Raw genomic sequence first — 13,949 nt, forward strand, 5'->3', positions numbered from 1 at the left:
GAAGCGCCATGACCGTAAACGCCTCGGGTTCTTCGAGCCAGACGACATTGCCCGACTGGGCGGCGCAGTCGGAGCCCCTGGAAGACGTGCACATCGACATTGCATTCATCGTCGAGCACTCGTTCTACTACGGCCCGTCGTCGCGCATCTCGCCTGAACAATGGGCGAACCTGTGCGAACCGCTGTACCAGCCGGCAATTCCGGGCGCGGCACAAGGCTTCGTGCTGTCGGCCGACTGCGTCGGCCACGAGGACGAGCTCGGCAGTCACTACCGCGACCTGCTGGCCAAGGCCGCGCGCCACGGCAAGGACCCGGCCGAAGGCCCCTACTTCTGGAACAGGCCGGTAGTCCATGCGCCCGGCCGCTTCCTCCTGAGCTTCCCATGGCACGACCGCTTCAGCGAGGGCCGAGCCTTCATCGAATCGCTGACCAGAGGCACACCCGGCGAAGTCTTCTCCGATTACGAGCAGGGCTGGTTCCTCGACCTGCGGCTGCACGACGGCACGCTGTACCTGCGCGATGACGACCCCGACGAAGGCAAGACCTTCCACAACCTGCGCTTCGCATACGCTCCAGTGCGCGCGCAGGTCGAAATCGTGCTGGCGCGCGTGGAAACCTTGATTGCCCGGCTCGCGGGCGAATTCGGTCGGGATTACTGGACGAACCGCAACTGACAGCTTTCCGACAGCATCCGCCGGGCACGATGCGCGCTTTCAATCCAAAAGCGCTGGAGACACAAGCACCATGTCCGACCTCTTCTCCCCGAACGATGCCCACAGCCTGAGCCGCCGCCACTGGCTGCAAGCCGGCGGCGCCCTCACCCTCGGCGGCCTGCTGCCTTCGCTGGCCTCGGCCCAGGACGCCTGGCCAAGCAAGTCGATCCGCTTCGTCGTGCCCTTCGCCCCTGGCGGCAGCTCCGAGATCGTCGCGCGCTCGACCGCCGCCGAGCTCTCGCGCACGCTGGGCCAGAGCGTTTTCGTCGACAACAAGCCCGGTGCGGCCGGCAACATCGCGATGAGCGAAGTAGCGCGCAGCACCGACCAGCACACGATCATCCTCGGCCACATCGGCACGCTGGCGGTCAATCCGTACATCTTCGCCAAGCTGCCCTACGACGCGAACAAGGACTTCAAGCCCGTGAGCCTGCTGGCCAAGGTGCCCAGCCTCTACGTGGTGCACCCCGACGTGCCGGCGAAGAACCTCAAGGAGTTCATCGCATACGCCAAGTCGAAGCCGGGCAAGCTCAGCTACGGTTCGGCGGGCAATGGCAGCGCGGGCCACCTGGCTTTCGAGTACCTGAAGATGACGGCCGACGTGTTCATGCTGCACGTGCCCTACCGCGGCACCGGCCCGATGGTGACCGACCTGCTCTCGGGCCGGCTCGACGCCTCGGCCATCGGCGCGGCGGCGATCATTCCGTTCATCAAGGCGGGCAAGGTGCGCTGCATCGCGACCGGATCGGCCAAGCGCCTGCCCCAGCTGCCCGACGTGCCGACCGTGGCCGAACAGGGCTTCCCGGGCTTCGAGATGACGCAGTGGTACGGCATGCTCGCGCCCGCCAACATCACGCCCGCCAACCTGTCCAAGCTCTTGGCCGAGACGATGAAGGCAGTGAAGTCGCCCGACTCCATGCAGCGCCTGACCGCCGATGCGGCCGAGGCCATCGGCGGCACGCCAGAGCAGTTCGCGCAGTTCATCACTGCCGAGCAAACCCGCTGGCAAAAGGTCATCGCAAGGGCAAACATCAAGCCTGATTGATCCCGGCAGGCCCTAGCATCGGCGCCATGCGCATCCTGCTGGCGGAAGACGAACACACCCTGGGCACCTGGCTCTGCAAGGCGCTGGAGCATGCGGGCATCCAGGTCGAATGGGTGGACGACGGGCGCCTGGCCGACCGGGCGCTGCAGCAGCGCGACCACGATGCGCTGGTGCTCGACCTGGGCCTGCCCGGGCTTGACGGGCACACGGTGCTGCAACGGCTGCGCGAGCGTGACCAGCGCTTGCCGGCGCTGATCCTCACGGCGCGCGACTCGCTGAACGAGCGCGTGGCTTCGCTCAATGCAGGCGCCGACGACTTCCTCGCCAAGCCCTTCGCGCTGGCCGAACTCGAAGCGCGCCTGCACGCGCTGGTGCGGCGCGCGCGTGGCGTGGAGCATCCGCGGCTGGCCTGCGGCCCGCTGGTGTACGACGGCGCGCGCCGGCACTTCACGCTGAACGGCGAGGCGCTGGCGCTCTCGCCGCGCGAACTGGCGGTGCTGCGCGTGCTGGTGCAGCGCAGCGGCGAGCCGCTGTCGAAGCAGCAGATCCTCGAGCGCGTGTTCTCCGACGACGAAGAGGTGCACCCCGAGGCGGTCGAAGTCTTCGTATACCGGCTGCGCAAGCGGCTCGACGGCACCGGGGTTCGCATCGTCACGCTGCGCGGCCTTGGGTACGTGCTGGAAGCAGACTGAGTGAGCGGCCTGCGTGAACGCCTGCGCCGTGCCAGCCTGTGGCAACGGCTCGCGCTGCTGCTGTTCCCCGCCCTGCTGGTCGTGACCGGCCTGGAACTGTGGATGACGCGGCACGACGCGCTGGCCGCCGCCAACGCGGCCTACGACCGCTCGCTGCTTGGCGCGCTCAAGTCCATCGACGCCAACATCTCGACCGCCTCGGGCGGCCTGTCGGTCGAGCTGCCGTACACGATGTTCGAGTTCTTCGAGCTGACGGCGAGCGGCCAGGTGTTCTTTCGTGTGTCCACGTCTGACGGGCTGGTGGAGCTCGGCAGCGCCGACCTGCCCGCGCCGCCCACCGAACTGGCGATGGGCGTGCCAGCCTTCTACGACGCCACCTACTTCGGCGAAGCAGTGCGGCTCGCGGCCTACCGCCGCGACCTCGACCGCGCGCCGGCCGGCAGCACCGGGCGCAGCGTGCTGATCCAGATTGGAGAAAGCACGCGCTCGCGGCAGGAGTTCAGCGCGCGCTTCGTGCGCAGCGCGGCGTTGCGGGACGGGCTGGTGCTGGCAATGCTGTTGTGCGGCACCGCCCTGGCACTCGCAGCGGCGCTGCGGCCGCTCTCGCGACTGGCGCGCGAGGTGGGCTCGCGCACGCCCGACGACCTCACGCGCATCGCCGAGACCGACCTGCCCGCCGAGGTGCGCCCGCTGGTGGCCGCGGTCAACCAGCAGATGTCGCGCACGCAAGACCTCGTGACGCAGCAGCGGCAGTTTCTGGACGACGCCTCGCACCAGCTGCGCACCCACCTCACCACGCTGCAGATGCAGGCCGACTACGCACGGCGCGAACAAGACCCGGCGCAAGTACAGGTGGCGCTCGACGCGCTGGGCACCGAGATCGGCCGCGCGACGCGCAGCGCACAGCAGCTGCTGGCGCTGGGCCGCAGCGACACGGTGTCGGTGGAACCCGCCGAGTTCGACCTTGCGGCGCTGCTGCGCGAAGTGGCGGTCGACCTGCTGCCGCTGGCACGCGCCAAGCGCATCGACCTGGGCATTCATTCGCCCACGCCGGAGTTCCTTGCCGTGGCAGACCGGGGGCTGATGCGCGAGGCGCTGGGCAACCTGGTGAGCAACGCGATCACCTACACGCCGGCCGAAGGCACGATCACGCTCTTTGCCGCGGGCGACGCGGCGGGCTGGAGCCTCAACGTCGAGGACAACGGGCCCGGTCTCAGCGACGAAGAGCGCGCCGCGTTGGGCCAGCGCTTCCGGCGCGGCGCGCGCGCCGGCAAGGGCGGCTTCGGGCTCGGGCTGGCCATTGCGCGCTCCATTGCGCAGCGGCACCGGGGCGAACTGCGACTTGAGGCGCGCGAGGCCGGCCCGGGGCTGCATGCGATCATCTGGTGGCCTCGCCCGGCCGCCACCTGACGGGCCCATTTCCATGTCCACGCCCCCCACCCGCCGCCATGCACTTCGCGCGTTGTGCGCGTTGCTTATGCCTTTCAGCGTGCGCGCAATGGCCGCCGCGAACGACCCCTCCGAAAATGCCGCCGACTGCGTGATCCCCGCCAAGGCCGGCGGCGGCTTCGCGCTGACCTGCGCACTGGCGCGCGATGCGCTTCAGGCCGTGCGACCCGCGCGCCCACCGCTCACCCAGCGCTACCTGCCGGGCGGCATCGGCGCCGTAGCCTTCGACCGTGTCGCCACAGGCAAGCTCGGCGGCCCGGGCACGCTGGTGGCGTTTTCCAGCGGCTCGCTGCTCAACCTCGCGCAAGGCCGCTTCGGTCCGCATTCGCCCTCGGCTGTGCGCTGGATCGCCACGCTGGGCACCGACTACGGCGTGATCGCCGTGCATCGCGACTCGCCCTACAAGCGCTTGCAAGACCTGGTCGCCGCGCTAAGGCAAGACCCGTCGCGCATCGCCTTTGGCGCGGGCGGCACTGTGGGCAGCCAGGACTGGGTGAAGGCCGCGCTGCTGGTGCGCGCGGCGGGGCGCGATCACAAGGCCATGCGCTTCGTGTCGTTCGAGGGTGGCGGGGATGCGCTGGGTGCGATGCAGGGCAAGCACGTCGACGTGTTCCCCGGCGATGCAGCCGAAGCCCTGCAGGCCATTGCGGGCGGCGCGGCGGTGCGACTGCTCGCGGTGCTGTCGGAGAACCGGCTTGGCGGCGCGCTCACCGGCGTGCCGACCGCGCGCGAGCAAGGCATCGACCTGGTGTGGCCGACCGTGCGCGGCCTGTACCTGAGCGCTGACGTGCCTGAAGCCGCGGTACGCGCATGGGTCGCGGCCTTCGGCGAAGCGAGTGCCGCGCCCGGCTACGCCGCGTTGCGCGAGCAGCACGGCCTGTACCCCTTCGCGCTCACCGGCGCAGCGTTAGACGACTACGTGCAGGCGCAGATCAAGGCCTACCGCCGGCTGGCGGACGAACTGGGATTGCGGCGCTGGCCCTCCTGATGAACGCAGGCAAGATCGCGCTCATGACCGAAGACGCCGTCACCCAACACATCATCGACATGCTGGCCGGCGGCCACTTTCAGATCGCCGACGACAACACCTTCTTCTTTCACGACGGGGACAACAAGTTTCCTTTCGCCACGATCGTGACGAAGGACAACGACTTCGACAGCGCCTCGCAGCTGAACCGCCCGGGCGTGTTTCGCCTGAACATAGGCGTGGGCAAAGAGACCTTTCGCGCACTGTTCGGCGAAGTGCCCGCTACCGCCGACCACGCCGCGCTCGACACGCTGATGCCGCACCCGGTGTATGCGAAGATGTACTGGGTCAGCGTGATCAATCCGAGTGCGAAGACCTTCGAGACGGTGAAGCCGCTGATCGCCGAGGCATTGAGCCTCGCGCGCTCGCGTAAAGCAGGTTAGGCCGCCTTCAAAAACACATCGTGGTCCGGCGCAAAGTTCGCGTGTAGCGGCAGCATCGCGCCGCCCAGCGCACAGGCCTGCGCCCCCGCCTTGCCGCCATGCAGCCGCGGCTGCCACAGGCCTTCCCAGTTGCAGCGGTCCAGCGCGGCGCGGGTCTGGTCGAGCAGCGCCTGCAGTAGCGGGCGCGACATCGAACCATCCACCACCACATCCGGCAGATCGAGCATGGCCGTGCCGCTCACGATGGCATGCGCCAGCGCCTGCGATGCGCTTTCCAGCCACGCTTGCGTCATCGCGGCATAGGGCGGCTGCAAGGCGCGGTCGTCATACGCGGCCATGGCGTCGAGGCCTTCGTCGATCAGGCGCTGCTCCAGCTCCCAGAGCGACGCCTGTGCAACCAGCTGGGGCGGCAATGCACCGCGACTGCCCGGCGGCTGCATCGGCAATGAAGCGAGCGCGCCCGCATTGCCGTGCGCACCGGTGTGCAGATGCGAGTTGATGACCAGCCCGCCCCCCACGAAGGTGTCTACGAAGATGTACAGGAAGCTCTTGAGGTCGTGCCCCCGCCCGCCCACCAGCTCGGCCACGCAGGCGGCCACTGTGTCGCGCGCGAAGCTCACCGGCACGTCGGTGCGCGCGCGCACCTCGGCGGCCAGGTCCATCTGGTTCCACAGGTCGGACTGCGCTTTCGACAGGCCCAGCGTGCGGTGCCAGCCGCCGAGCTGGAACGGTGCGGCCAGCCCGGCCCCAACGTTGCGCGCCGCCAGCGGCCCCAGCCCGTCGCGCAGCCGGTGGATGTGCTGCGCGATGGCGGGCAGCAGCTCGTCCACATCGGGAAAGTCGTAGCTGATGGCATGGCGCTCGCGCACCTGCGTGGTGAAGTCGATCAGCAGCCATTCGGCGCCGCGCCGACCCACCTTGATACCGATGGCAAAGGCGCCGTCCGGGTTCAGCGCCAGCGGCACCGAAGGCTGCCCGATGCGCCCGCGCACGCGGCTTTGCTTGACGATGAGTCCGTCTTCTTCCAGCCGCGCGGTGATGAGCCCGATGGTCTGCGCGCTGAGCCCGGTCAGCCGAGCGAGGTCGGCCTTTGGCAGGCTGGTGTGAACGCGCAATGCCTGCAGCACCGTGCGTTCGTTGAACTGGCGCATGCCGACCTGGTTGGAGCCACGGGGCCGCAACAGGTCGGGCGTGCGCGCAGAAGTGTCCGCATCAGGCATGCGCCTCCGCGGGCAACTGGTCGGCCGTCATGGCGCCGGTCATCACGGCGACCGTGTCGCTCATGCTGATCTTCTTCGGGTCGAGCACCGCCGCGCGCTTGCCGAGACGCGCCACGTGGATGCGGTCGGCCACCTCGAACACGTGCGGCATGTTGTGGCTGATGAGCACCACGGGCAGGCCGCGGTCGCGCACGCGGCGGATCAGCTCCAGCACCATGTTGCCCTCCTTCACGCCCAGCGCGGCGGTGGGCTCGTCCATGATGACCACATGCCGCGCGAAGGCCGCGCTGCGCGCCACCGCCACGCACTGGCGCTGGCCGCCTGAGAGCGTTTCGACCGCCTGCGTCATCGACTGGATGCCGACCTTCAGGTCTGCCATGCGGGCCGTGCTTTCGAGCAGCATCTGCTTCTTGTCGAGCATGCGCAGCACGCTGCCCAGGAAGCCGGGGCGGCGCAACTCGCGGCCGAGGAACAGGTTCTCGTAGATGGTCATGGCCGGGGCCACGGCCAGGTCTTGATAGACCGTCTCGATGCCCGCGCGGCGCGCATCCAGCGGATTGCGAAAGTGCACCGGCTGGCCGTCGAGCAGGATCTGGCCTTCGTCGGGCACCACCGCGCCCGACAGCGCCTTGATGAGCGACGACTTGCCCGCGCCGTTGTCGCCGATCACCGCGAGGATCTCTCCTTCGCGCAGTTCGAAGTCGACGCCGTCGAGCGCAGTGACCTGGCCATAGCGCTTCACCAGGCCCTTGGCCTGCATGACGATCTTGGGGTTGGTGACCGTGTTCATCAGCGGGCTCCCCGGCGCGAGAGCTGGTCGGCCGCCACCGCAAGAATCACGAGCACGCCAGTCACCAGCACCTGGTAGATCGACGACACGCCCATCAGCGTGAGCCCGTTGCGGAACACGCCGACGATGAGCACGCCAATCAGCGAACCCAGCACGATGCCGCGCCCGCCGAACAGGCTGGTGCCGCCGAGCACCACCGCCGTGATGGCGTCGAGGTTCTCGGTCTGCCCCGCGTTCGGGTCGCCCACGCCGGTGCGCGCCACCGACAGCAGCGAGGCGATGCCGTACAGCACGCCCGCCGCCACGTACACGCCCAGCAACACACGCTGCGTCGGAATGCCGACCAGCCGCGTGGCCTCCGCGTTGTTGCCCACCGCATAGATGTGCCGGCCCGCCGCCGTCTCGCGCAGCACGAACCAGGTGAGCGCATAGAGCACCACCATCAGCACCGAACCCCACGCCACCTCGGCATTGCCGATGGTGAAGGTGGTGCCCAGGCCCGTGAGGCCGCCGGGCAGGTCGGTGATGGTCTGCGAGGACGAGTACAGCTGCGTGATCGCGAAGGCGATGTTCAACGTGCCCAGCGTCACGATGAAGGGCGGCAGCTTGATGCGCGTGACCAGCAGCCCGTTGAGCAGGCCGAACAGCGTCGTCACGCCGATGCCGCACAGAATGGCCACCGGCACGGGCAGCCCGAGTTCGGTGGCGAACTTGCTCATGATGATGCTGCCCAGCGCCATCACCATGCCGCACGACAGGTCGATGCCCGCCGTGAGAATCACCAGCGTCTGGCCGATGGCGATCACGCCGACCACCATCACCTGCTGCAGGATCAGCGAGAGATTGCCGCCCGTGAGAAAACGGTCGGACTGGGTTGCAAAGAAGATGCACGCGCCAAGAAGGGCCAGCCACGGCCCCAAGGCGCCCCACGGAATGTGGTGCGTCGCAGATTTCGCCATCGAGATGCTCCCTGGGGGCTGTCAGCTATTTACTTCTTGCCCCAGCACAGCTCGGCGCCAGTTTTGGTGTCCTTGCTGTCGACGCCCGCCACGCTCTTGCCCGCGATCAGCGTCACGCCTGTGTCGACATAGCCCGAGGCCTTCTTGCCTGTCTTGGCGAATTCGACGCCCGCGGCCACGCCCATCGCGGCCATCTTCAGCGGGTACTGCTGCGAGGTCGCGGCAATGATGCCGGCGTTGGTGTCCTTGATGCCCTGGCAGCCGCCGTCGACCGAGACGATCAGCACGCCCTTCTCCTTGCCTGCGCGCTTCAGCGCGTTGTAGGCACCGGCCGCGGCGGGCTCGTTGATCGTGTAGACCAGGTTCACGTCAGGCGCCTTCTGCAGGCAGTTTTCCATCGCCGTCTGTGCCTTGGCCTGATCGCCATAGCTGTCCGCCATGCAGACGATTTCGGGCGCCTTCGACAACTCGTTCGACTTCGCCTCGTTGGCCGGCAGCCCGAAGCCCTTCATGAAGCCGTTGTGGCGCTGCGCACCCACCGGGTGGCCCGGCAGCAGGTCGAGCGCGATGATCTTCGCGGGCTTGCCGGCCATCGCGGCCTTGGCGTATTCGCCGATCAGCACGCCGGCCGTGTAGTTGTTGGTGGCGAACAGCGCGTCGGTCGCGTCCGGCGGATCGGCCGGGCTGTCGAGCGCGATCACCATCACGCCCTTGTCGCGCGCCTTCTTGATCGCCGGCACGATGGCCTTCGCGTCGCTCGGCGTGATGAGGATGGTCTTGGCACCAGCCGCGATCATGTTTTCCATCGCGGTGATCTGGCCCGCGTTGTCGCCGTCGGCCTTGCCCGCGCCGGAAAGCAGCTTGGCGCCCTGCTTCTTGGCTTCTTCCTGCGCGCCTTCCTTCATCTTGACGAAGAAGGGGTTGGTTTCGGTCTTGGTGACGAGGCCGATGATGGGTTGGTCGGCGGCGAAGGCGGCGGTGGATGCGGTCACTGCGGCGAGGGACATGGCCGCAATGGCCAGGATGGTGCGGGAGCTGCTGCGGGGCATGGTTTGTCTCCTTGGGCGGACGCTGGGTGATGCGCCCTGCGGTTTTGGATCCGGATCGCTGGCCTTGCAGGTGGGCGTCCGGGCGCAAGGGGACTATCGGGCAGCGGAGCGACTAAATCAAGATGATTTAGTTATCGAAAACCCGGAGACAAGAGATGAGGAGGTTCCGACGCCCACCTGGCTATGCGATGTCGTCAGATGAGTTGGGCGTTCTACTCACGGGATCTCTGTCGTGTGCGCAATTCTGAGAGGTCGATAGGCGCAGCACCCGGCCTGTCCTGTCAGGCGGGAGGCAAGGGAGTCACCACCGTCAAAGAGAGCTTTCCGAAAAAGACCTGCGTATCGTATTTTCGACCTGCTCTAGAAAAACTCCAGAATTCCGCAGGAGAGAAATAACCCGCCCCCAGAAATTCACTCAATTGACTCAAAGCATACTCCGAAGCATCTCGATTCATTTCCAGAATCAATGAATGCTTTTTCAGCTCGAGACAATCCAGGGAACCCAAGCGCAACTCAATCGTTGCTTCTTCAAGGTTCCCTCGAAAAGAATGAAAACAGGCAACATGCTCGGCGCCATCCATTCCATCCAGCAGCGCAGAAATTTTCTGGAAAAATGATACGGCACCTTCCTCATCGAAATCGATTGTTAACTCACTCTTGCTCAGCGGTCCAAAATGAAAGACTATCAAGCGACCTCACATACTGGCATTGCCATTCGAAGAATTCAAAATTGAATTCATTTCATCAAAATTTAGCTTCGATACAAACTCCAGGTCCTCGGAATCCAGTGCCCCAAAAAATCTTGAGGCATCACTCAACGCCCAAACGCCACTAGCTCGATAATGCTCGCTCACAAAATAACGAATATTTTTCCGCAAAACTTCATTACTTAACCCCTGATAAACCGATCGAATAATTTTCAAGATCTTCGAAGCATTATCAAGGGAAAGCAAGTCCAAATCCCCATAGAAGCCGTGAGCCGGAATAGAGCTACCCCATTTCACCATGATATAGACGCACGCACCAATTACGTCTTCCACGTCAATCTTTGCTTGGGCTGATCTATGTCTGACGCAAGACTCGAGATAGCTGCAGACAAAGGCTTCGGGAAAAATATCTTCATCTTCAAAGCTTGAATTCAATTTTTCCTTGGCCTTCAAATTTCTAGCCAGCATCTCCGCCGCATCTACACCAGATACATCTTGCGGCCTCACCCATATAAAAGGCCCTGCACCCTCGTCTCGATTGATCAATTCTTCAATGGAAACACCAATCGACGAGGCCAAGATCAAAAAACCATTTTCATCTTTCATTTCATGTCGTTTTCATTGGAATACTCAATGTATCCTGCAAACTCTTGTGCGGCCCGTCTCTTCATCCCGATACTGCTGCTCCTAGAACCTGATCGGATTCCTGAACCCCGCCCTTCGCCCCGCCTCGCTGATCGCCTCCTTCGCTTCGCCCCACGCCTTGTACTGCGCAGACCAGGCAACGCTTCCTTCATCATCCGTCAGCTCTTGCGGCGTACCCAGGTGGTCGCACTGATAGAACGCCATCTCCTTCCTGTCGAACGCACGCGGCACATTTCTCTGCTCGCCGTTCCACAAAGGATCCTGCTCAATGTCGTAGACACCGCCGTTGGCCTCCATCAGTGCCTTCGCATCCGTCGTCTCGCTCAGCACCATCGCACTTGCCCGGCGCACCTGCACCAGCGGCACGAACGAGTTCGCCTCGTGGACGTAGTGCACGCTCCAGCCGTGCCCACCGCCCTCTTCGATCGCTGACTTGCTCTGCGTGCTCTCGAACGCGAGCACGTCGCCATCCCAGCCGAACAGCGTCGTGGCCTCGCCCGAACTCTTCGACAGTCGACGCCCCAGCGCGTCGTACCTGAAGGTGGTGGTGATGCCGCTGTGGTCCGTTGCGGCCGTCATGCGGTTGAAGCCATTCCACGCGAAAACGGTCCGCCAGCCGTTGCGCACGCGCTCGGTCATGTTGCCGCGTTCGTCGTAGCGGTAGCTGGTGCCCGCGTAGCTCTTCAGCAGGTTGTCCAGCAGCTTGTTGGCTGGATGCCTGAGCGGGTCGCTGGTCGGAGCGAATTGACGATATTGCCCGCAGGATCGAAGGCGAAGATCTCGCGCCAAGCGATCAGTATGACATCACCCAGCCCCATCAATAAAGCATTTCAAACGAGGTTGATCAATCAAATTCAATATCTCGCTCGCAGCTTCAAAATGCTCTCCATTTAACTCTCCATAAAAAACCCACATACCTTCTAACGCACGAAGTCGAATTCGGCACTGCAGCTCTCTATATTCATCACTTGTCGCCTCCAAAGTAGCAGCGGCAACTATCTGAAATATAAGCTCAAGCACATCGATTTTTGTATGCCTAGGACGAACATTCAAAAGCGAGGCAATAAGCACTTGCAGTGCTGGCTCAGCAGCACTAAACAATTGCCCTTGAACAACCACATGATTCTCCATCCCCCAATAATATTTTTCCGCATCCTCCATGGAAGCATTTAACAAAGATTGCAAGGCAGAAGGAATAGAATCCGCGCGCCCTTGAATCTCCTCATACCTCTGCCAATCAATTCTAGAACACTCAATCGACGCAAAATCAATCATTTTTCCCATGCTCCACCTAGGTCAGCCTTAACATCCGGAGGAAATTGCGAAGGACTATATTTCAATTGACATCTACAGCAAACAGGAATTTCCGTTCTCTCAAGCTCATTTGTCTCGCGATTCCGGCGCCAACCAAACGCTTTTGTAAAAGTAGCGTCAGAGCCAAGCTGACGGGCAACATCATCTTCCGCACATCCAGTTGGATTTGTCGAACACTCTCCAACAGATTTGCCGTTTTTTGTACCGCCAACATAAGTCGCATGCTTTCTTTTTCGACTATTCATCAAGTCATCGCGTTCTGCTTCAGCTCTCTCACAATCGCGTTGAGCAGCACGCTTTGCTTGCCGTCGCTGCTTCGAGTTTCCGTTCAGTCCAAAGGGGTCGACCCACTCTGTCGGATTCGGTGCATATTGGTGGAGATTCGTTCCGCCCAGTAGCTTTATAGGATCGCTTGAAACGAATCTCCCGCTGTGAGGATCGTAGTACCGATACCGGTTGTAGTGCAGCCCCGTTTCCTCATCGAAATACTGCCCCTGGAACCGAATCGGATTCCTGAACCCCGCCCTCCTGCCAGCCTCGCTGATCGCCTCCCGCGCCTCGCGCCCCACGCCTTGTGCTGCGCCGACCACGCAACGCTTCCCTCATGGTCTGTCAGCTCCTGCGGCGTGCCCAGGTGATCGCACTGATAGAACGCCATCTCCTTCCTGTCGAACGCACGCGGCACATGCCTCTGCTCGCCGTTCCACAAAGGATCCTGCTCGATGTCGTAGACGCCGCCATTGGCCTGCATCAGCGCCTTCGCATCCGTCGTCTCACTCAGCGTCATCGCTGTTGCCCGGCGCACCTGCACCAGCGGCACGAACGAGTTCGCCTCGTGGAGGTAGTGCACGCTCCAGCCGTGCTCGCCGCCCTCTTCGGTCGCTGACTTGCTCTGCGTGCTCTCGAACGCAAGCACGTCGCCATCCCAGCCGAACAGGGTCGTAGCCTCACCCGAACTCTTTGACAGCCGGCGCCCCAGCGCGTCGTAGCTGAAGGTGGTGGTGATGCCGCTGTGGTCCGTCGCAGCCGTCATGCGGTTGAAGCCGTCCCACGCGAAGACGGTCCGCCAGCCGTTGCGCACGCGCTCGGTCATGTTGCCGCGTTCGTCGTAGCGGTAGCTGGTGCCCGCGTAGCTCTTCAGCAGGTTGTCCAGCAGTTTGTTGGCTGGATGCCTGAGCGGGTCGCTGGTCGGCAAAGCGTCGACGATATTGCCTGCGGGATCGAAGGCGAAGATCTCGCGTCCGACGCGGCTGTTGGCTTCGAGCAGGCGGCCCACCGGGTCGTAGCGGTAACTGAGGTTGCTGCGCCGGCTGTCGCCGATGTCCACCAGATGGCCCACCTTGTCGTAGCTGTAGCGATGCTGAATGCCGACACCCGACTCGATGGCCCCGGCCTTTGGACGCGATATTTGCTGTTCAAACAGCCGCCCCGCCGGGTCGTATTTCTGCCACTGGCTCAGGCCGTTACCCTGCTCCCGCACAACCTCAAAGCGTAAGTCACCATATTCACTTGGAATCGGGAATGTCCTGCTTTAGGTCGTAGTACCGATACAGGTTGCAGTCTGGTGTGGCGTAAACGGCTTGAGCCAGTCAAACTAACTCGCACTTCCTGGTTTCCAGAATTCAAGCCCCTCCAAAGCGCGCTCGATGTCTGTCAAGTCATCGACTCCCCGCGTTTCGTCGAAAGCCCCGGACAAGATGGATCGAATCTTGGCGAGCCGTCTGGTCACTTCCCCGTCATCAATGAATTTTGTCGTTTCCGCGTAGTACTCCGATTTCTTCCCGGGAAAATCGAGCGCGTAGTAGGAGCCAATCTTGTGCAGAGAAATGAGCACGTATTCGATGTCTCGCAGGACATGCAATAGCTTCTCTCCGTCGATCCGCAATTCCTTGTTCTTTTCGATCACCTAAGCTCTCCTAAAAACTTTCAGGCTGCATGCTGGAGCGTCACCTTTAA

General features: G+C 63.5%; 17 protein-coding genes. 6 read left to right on the top strand and 11 right to left on the bottom strand.

The annotated features are described in order from the left end of the window. Nucleotides 1–8: 8 nt before the first annotated feature. From ACTG4X_RS21880 to ACTG4X_RS21905, 6 genes are all read left to right on the top strand, one after another. Entirely contained in the window at nucleotides 9–674 is a 666-nt protein-coding gene (locus tag ACTG4X_RS21880; RefSeq protein WP_143042544.1) for a hypothetical protein, read from the top strand. A 70-nt stretch (nucleotides 675–744) separates the two neighbouring features. Continuing rightward, complete coding sequence (locus tag ACTG4X_RS21885) at nucleotides 745–1,758, top strand: Bug family tripartite tricarboxylate transporter substrate binding protein (RefSeq protein WP_440531904.1); 1,014 nt, start codon at nucleotides 745–747, stop codon at nucleotides 1,756–1,758. Nucleotides 1,759–1,784: 26 nt separating this feature from the next. Beyond that, entirely contained in the window at nucleotides 1,785–2,450 is a 666-nt protein-coding gene (locus tag ACTG4X_RS21890) for a response regulator (RefSeq protein ID WP_093050550.1), read from the top strand. Further along, nucleotides 2,451–3,860 carry a sensor histidine kinase gene (locus ACTG4X_RS21895; RefSeq protein WP_440531905.1) on the top strand — a complete coding sequence of 470 codons (1,410 nt, stop codon included), beginning with the start codon at nucleotides 2,451–2,453 and terminating at the stop codon, nucleotides 3,858–3,860. A 13-nt stretch (nucleotides 3,861–3,873) separates the two neighbouring features. Next, nucleotides 3,874–4,887 (top strand): Bug family tripartite tricarboxylate transporter substrate binding protein, encoded by a 1,014-nt coding sequence (locus tag ACTG4X_RS21900; RefSeq protein ID WP_440531906.1) that lies wholly within the window; start codon nucleotides 3,874–3,876, stop codon nucleotides 4,885–4,887. Further along, nucleotides 4,887–5,309 (top strand): DUF6194 family protein, encoded by a 423-nt coding sequence (locus tag ACTG4X_RS21905; protein ID WP_440531907.1) that lies wholly within the window; start codon nucleotides 4,887–4,889, stop codon nucleotides 5,307–5,309. The genes ACTG4X_RS21900 and ACTG4X_RS21905 overlap by 1 nt, the downstream gene beginning before the upstream one ends. Here the strand turns inward: ACTG4X_RS21905 and ACTG4X_RS21910 are convergent. The 11 genes from ACTG4X_RS21910 to ACTG4X_RS21960 all read right to left on the bottom strand — a co-directional run bounded on the left by ACTG4X_RS21910 (nucleotide 5,306) and on the right by ACTG4X_RS21960 (nucleotide 13,899). After that, a complete protein-coding gene (locus ACTG4X_RS21910) occupies nucleotides 5,306–6,529 on the bottom strand; it encodes an ROK family protein (protein ID WP_440531908.1) in 1,224 nt (407 codons plus the stop codon). The genes ACTG4X_RS21905 and ACTG4X_RS21910 overlap by 4 nt on opposite strands. Next, a complete protein-coding gene (locus ACTG4X_RS21915; RefSeq protein WP_093050559.1) occupies nucleotides 6,522–7,319 on the bottom strand; it encodes an ATP-binding cassette domain-containing protein in 798 nt (265 codons plus the stop codon). The genes ACTG4X_RS21910 and ACTG4X_RS21915 overlap by 8 nt, the downstream gene beginning before the upstream one ends. Next, nucleotides 7,319–8,278 carry an ABC transporter permease gene (locus ACTG4X_RS21920; protein ID WP_093050562.1) on the bottom strand — a complete coding sequence of 320 codons (960 nt, stop codon included), beginning with the start codon at nucleotides 8,276–8,278 and terminating at the stop codon, nucleotides 7,319–7,321. Before ACTG4X_RS21920 ends, ACTG4X_RS21915 begins: the two co-directional genes overlap by 1 nt. 29 nt (nucleotides 8,279–8,307) lie before the next feature. Next, nucleotides 8,308–9,327 (bottom strand): sugar ABC transporter substrate-binding protein, encoded by a 1,020-nt coding sequence (locus tag ACTG4X_RS21925; RefSeq protein ID WP_258354131.1) that lies wholly within the window; start codon nucleotides 9,325–9,327, stop codon nucleotides 8,308–8,310. A 281-nt stretch (nucleotides 9,328–9,608) separates the two neighbouring features. After that, nucleotides 9,609–10,016 carry a hypothetical protein gene (locus tag ACTG4X_RS21930; RefSeq protein ID WP_440531909.1) on the bottom strand — a complete coding sequence of 136 codons (408 nt, stop codon included), beginning with the start codon at nucleotides 10,014–10,016 and terminating at the stop codon, nucleotides 9,609–9,611. A gap of 6 nt (nucleotides 10,017–10,022) precedes the next feature. Beyond that, nucleotides 10,023–10,640, bottom strand: a complete 618-nt coding sequence (locus tag ACTG4X_RS21935) for a hypothetical protein (RefSeq protein WP_440531910.1) — start codon at nucleotides 10,638–10,640, stop codon at nucleotides 10,023–10,025. Nucleotides 10,641–10,721: 81 nt separating this feature from the next. Further along, nucleotides 10,722–11,468 (bottom strand): RHS repeat protein, encoded by a 747-nt coding sequence (locus ACTG4X_RS21940; RefSeq protein WP_440531911.1) that lies wholly within the window; start codon nucleotides 11,466–11,468, stop codon nucleotides 10,722–10,724. Between the two features lie 15 nt (nucleotides 11,469–11,483). Continuing rightward, entirely contained in the window at nucleotides 11,484–11,963 is a 480-nt protein-coding gene (locus ACTG4X_RS21945) for a hypothetical protein (RefSeq protein ID WP_440531912.1), read from the bottom strand. Further along, on the bottom strand, nucleotides 11,951–12,499 hold the full coding sequence (locus ACTG4X_RS21950) for an RHS repeat-associated core domain-containing protein (RefSeq protein WP_440534414.1): 549 nt from the start codon (nucleotides 12,497–12,499) through the stop codon (nucleotides 11,951–11,953). The genes ACTG4X_RS21945 and ACTG4X_RS21950 overlap by 13 nt, the downstream gene beginning before the upstream one ends. Next, nucleotides 12,394–13,473 (bottom strand): RHS domain-containing protein, encoded by a 1,080-nt coding sequence (locus tag ACTG4X_RS21955; protein WP_440531913.1) that lies wholly within the window; start codon nucleotides 13,471–13,473, stop codon nucleotides 12,394–12,396. The genes ACTG4X_RS21950 and ACTG4X_RS21955 overlap by 106 nt, the downstream gene beginning before the upstream one ends. A gap of 114 nt (nucleotides 13,474–13,587) precedes the next feature. Continuing rightward, entirely contained in the window at nucleotides 13,588–13,899 is a 312-nt protein-coding gene (locus tag ACTG4X_RS21960; RefSeq protein ID WP_440531914.1) for a hypothetical protein, read from the bottom strand. Nucleotides 13,900–13,949: the final 50 nt, after the last annotated feature.

The sequence above is a fragment of the Variovorax sp. YR566 genome (genome assembly GCF_051992195.1).
Lineage (GTDB): Bacteria > Pseudomonadota > Gammaproteobacteria > Burkholderiales > Burkholderiaceae_C > Variovorax.

Excerpts from the sequence above, each read along its gene's own strand:
- ACTG4X_RS21945 (WP_440531912.1), bottom strand. The coding sequence starts at position 11,963 with ATGGGAAAAATGATTGATTTTGCGTCGATTGAGTGTTCTAGAATTGAT.
- ACTG4X_RS21910 (WP_440531908.1), bottom strand. The coding sequence starts at position 6,529 with ATGCCTGATGCGGACACTTCTGCGCGCACGCCCGACCTGTTGCGGCCC.
- ACTG4X_RS21920 (WP_093050562.1), bottom strand. The coding sequence starts at position 8,278 with ATGGCGAAATCTGCGACGCACCACATTCCGTGGGGCGCCTTGGGGCCG.
- ACTG4X_RS21890 (WP_093050550.1), top strand. The coding sequence starts at position 1,785 with ATGCGCATCCTGCTGGCGGAAGACGAACACACCCTGGGCACCTGGCTC.
- ACTG4X_RS21915 (WP_093050559.1), bottom strand. The coding sequence starts at position 7,319 with ATGAACACGGTCACCAACCCCAAGATCGTCATGCAGGCCAAGGGCCTG.
- ACTG4X_RS21925 (WP_258354131.1), bottom strand. The coding sequence starts at position 9,327 with ATGCCCCGCAGCAGCTCCCGCACCATCCTGGCCATTGCGGCCATGTCC.
- ACTG4X_RS21905 (WP_440531907.1), top strand. The coding sequence starts at position 4,887 with ATGAACGCAGGCAAGATCGCGCTCATGACCGAAGACGCCGTCACCCAA.
- ACTG4X_RS21900 (WP_440531906.1), top strand. The coding sequence starts at position 3,874 with ATGTCCACGCCCCCCACCCGCCGCCATGCACTTCGCGCGTTGTGCGCG.
- ACTG4X_RS21885 (WP_440531904.1), top strand. The coding sequence starts at position 745 with ATGTCCGACCTCTTCTCCCCGAACGATGCCCACAGCCTGAGCCGCCGC.
- ACTG4X_RS21935 (WP_440531910.1), bottom strand. The coding sequence starts at position 10,640 with ATGAAAGATGAAAATGGTTTTTTGATCTTGGCCTCGTCGATTGGTGTT.
- ACTG4X_RS21880 (WP_143042544.1), top strand. The coding sequence starts at position 9 with ATGACCGTAAACGCCTCGGGTTCTTCGAGCCAGACGACATTGCCCGAC.